Source organism: Lysinibacillus sp. NPDC059133 (assembly GCF_042755925.1).
Taxonomy (GTDB): Bacteria; Bacillota; Bacilli; order Bacillales_A; family Planococcaceae; genus Lysinibacillus.
On the sequence record NZ_JBHZDH010000119.1, the window covers coordinates 1 to 1,875 of the forward strand.

At 46.2% G+C, this 1,875-nt stretch carries 2 protein-coding genes and 1 pseudogene; all 3 read right to left on the reverse strand.

Going from position 1 to position 1,875, the window contains the following annotated elements; translation table 11 throughout:
* Positions 1-67: 67 nt before the first annotated feature.
* Positions 68-295: a glucosaminidase domain-containing protein gene (locus ACFXN8_RS26425; RefSeq protein ID WP_386848322.1), complete on the reverse strand. Its 228-nt coding sequence runs from the start codon at positions 293-295 to the stop codon at positions 68-70.
* Positions 292-510, reverse strand: a complete 219-nt coding sequence (locus ACFXN8_RS26430) for a hypothetical protein (protein ID WP_376642732.1) — start codon at positions 508-510, stop codon at positions 292-294. Before ACFXN8_RS26430 ends, ACFXN8_RS26425 begins: the two co-directional genes overlap by 4 nt.
* 13 nt (positions 511-523) lie before the next feature.
* Positions 524-1,875, reverse strand: a pseudogene (locus ACFXN8_RS26435) (hypothetical protein); the annotation flags it as partial.

Sequence of the window (1,875 nt, forward strand, 5' to 3'; positions counted from 1 at the left end):
AAAGATGTTTTTAGTTGTTAAAATGTTTTTTTTTTTAATCGATAACAGACTTATACGCCCGTAACACTTATTTGTTTGTTTTATCGACCCCGTTTAAAACCTCCCACGTGCCCATATGAACGGTTCCAGCGTTCCCGATACCTTTTATACCAAACAGGTTATTTGCACGCGTAGCAAGCCCGGATTTGCCCCAATTTGACTCATGTATGGCTTGTGCTGTGATAACTGAAGGTAAAACTCGACTTACACCGTATAATTTTTGTGCTTCACTTGCAACATTCTCCATGAAACTCATTCTTTTACACTCTCCCTCATTTGTTGTCTCATTTCATTTATTTGTTCGTCTGAAGCGGATTCAATCCATAGTTTTCTATCCTTCTGAAATTGCGCCCGCCAATATCCCGGCGGCTGTACGGTTGTCGCATTATCCGGTACGGAATCAGCCGGAACAATTTCAGGATAGTCGAAGATGAAATCCGAATCATATACGAATACTTGTATCATTTCCATTGCTCCAACCCTCCTAGTAAGGCACTGCCGCGTCTAATGACCAACTGGACACGGCGGACTGATTGTTTCCTGAAAAGCCGACAAACGCCAGTTTACCGTCAGTGTTGATATAAAATTTTGTGAAGCCTGTCGTTCCGTATGCTGTTGCCATGACCGCCTTTTTGTCTGACGGTGAATATGACGCGGGCAATTGTGCAAAGTCAACGCCGAGGTCACACGCCACGTCACCTTTTAGCATGAGGATGTTTCCCCAGCGGGTATACTGCGGTGTTCTTCCTGACGCCTTTGCTCCATTCAATAACGGAAGGTTATACCATGTGAGCGCCATAAAATCATTTTGTGTAAACAGCTGTCGCCAACCCCTGAATACATTGTCAGTGTGTATAACACCAATCCATGACGTATTATCATAGGAACGTGTCAGAACCAATTTCCGCAGACCGTTTGGCGCTGGTAGAATGTCGAGATAGTACCAAGAAGCGTCACCCGGTAACGGTAGTTGATTCCATCCTGTCCCATAATAAAAACCGGGTGGTGCGGTGAATATGCTGTCAGCTGAAGCCAACCGTTTCCGCATTCCTTCAGCATCCGTTAATGCATATTTCTGTGAGAAGTTTTGAACCCCGATAACATCCTGAAGCGATAGATTCGTTGTCTGTAAATCCTTTTGCAGCTGTGTCGCATCCGTAGCAGCTTGATTCCATTTCAAACGTTCAGAATCCGAGACGTGAGGTTTAGCATTTGCGATATGGTTCTTCAGGTTTGTTTCTGATGTCGTCACCCTGTCACTCAGACCGTCCCACTTGGTACGGTCTTCAGACGATACGTGTTTGGTCGTGTCCTTTACATGAGCGTCCAAGACTCGGCCGAATGAATCAACGTCAGCCTTCATACTTTGAATTTGTTGGTCAGTTGCACCAGTTGACCCACCGTCCGCGGTATCCTCTAACGCTTGGACTTTTTGCTGAAGCGTCAGAATATCGTTCTTTATCTCATCTGACACGTCCATATGGTCAACGGTGTCCTGAAGCTTTGCCATCTTGTCTTTTAAATCTGAAATACTTGTTTTGACGCCTGTATCATCATAGGGCGGCGTCCGCCTTGACCCGATTTCAATCAATTCGGACACCTCCACGATTGTGACGACTGTCTCAGTATCAGCGACTAGGTACACGTCAGGGCTTTGGCTATGAACCTTAAATGTTAGCGGGCTGTCGTTAGACGTGAGCGGCGCACCTGTAGTCGTCTCGACACCCTGCTTACCCCAATAAATGACACCCGAGTTAGGCGGGTAGATCGTCAACTCTCGGCGGTTTGTCAGTTTGCTAGAACCTGACTTTGCCATTACAGGCGTGACGCCTACAC

Bases quoted from the DNA above. Each gene is read 5' to 3' on its own strand.
- ACFXN8_RS26425 (WP_386848322.1), bottom strand. From the start codon at position 295: ATGAGTTTCATGGAGAATGTTGCAAGTGAAGCACAAAAATTATACGGT.
- ACFXN8_RS26430 (WP_376642732.1), bottom strand. From the start codon at position 510: ATGGAAATGATACAAGTATTCGTATATGATTCGGATTTCATCTTCGAC.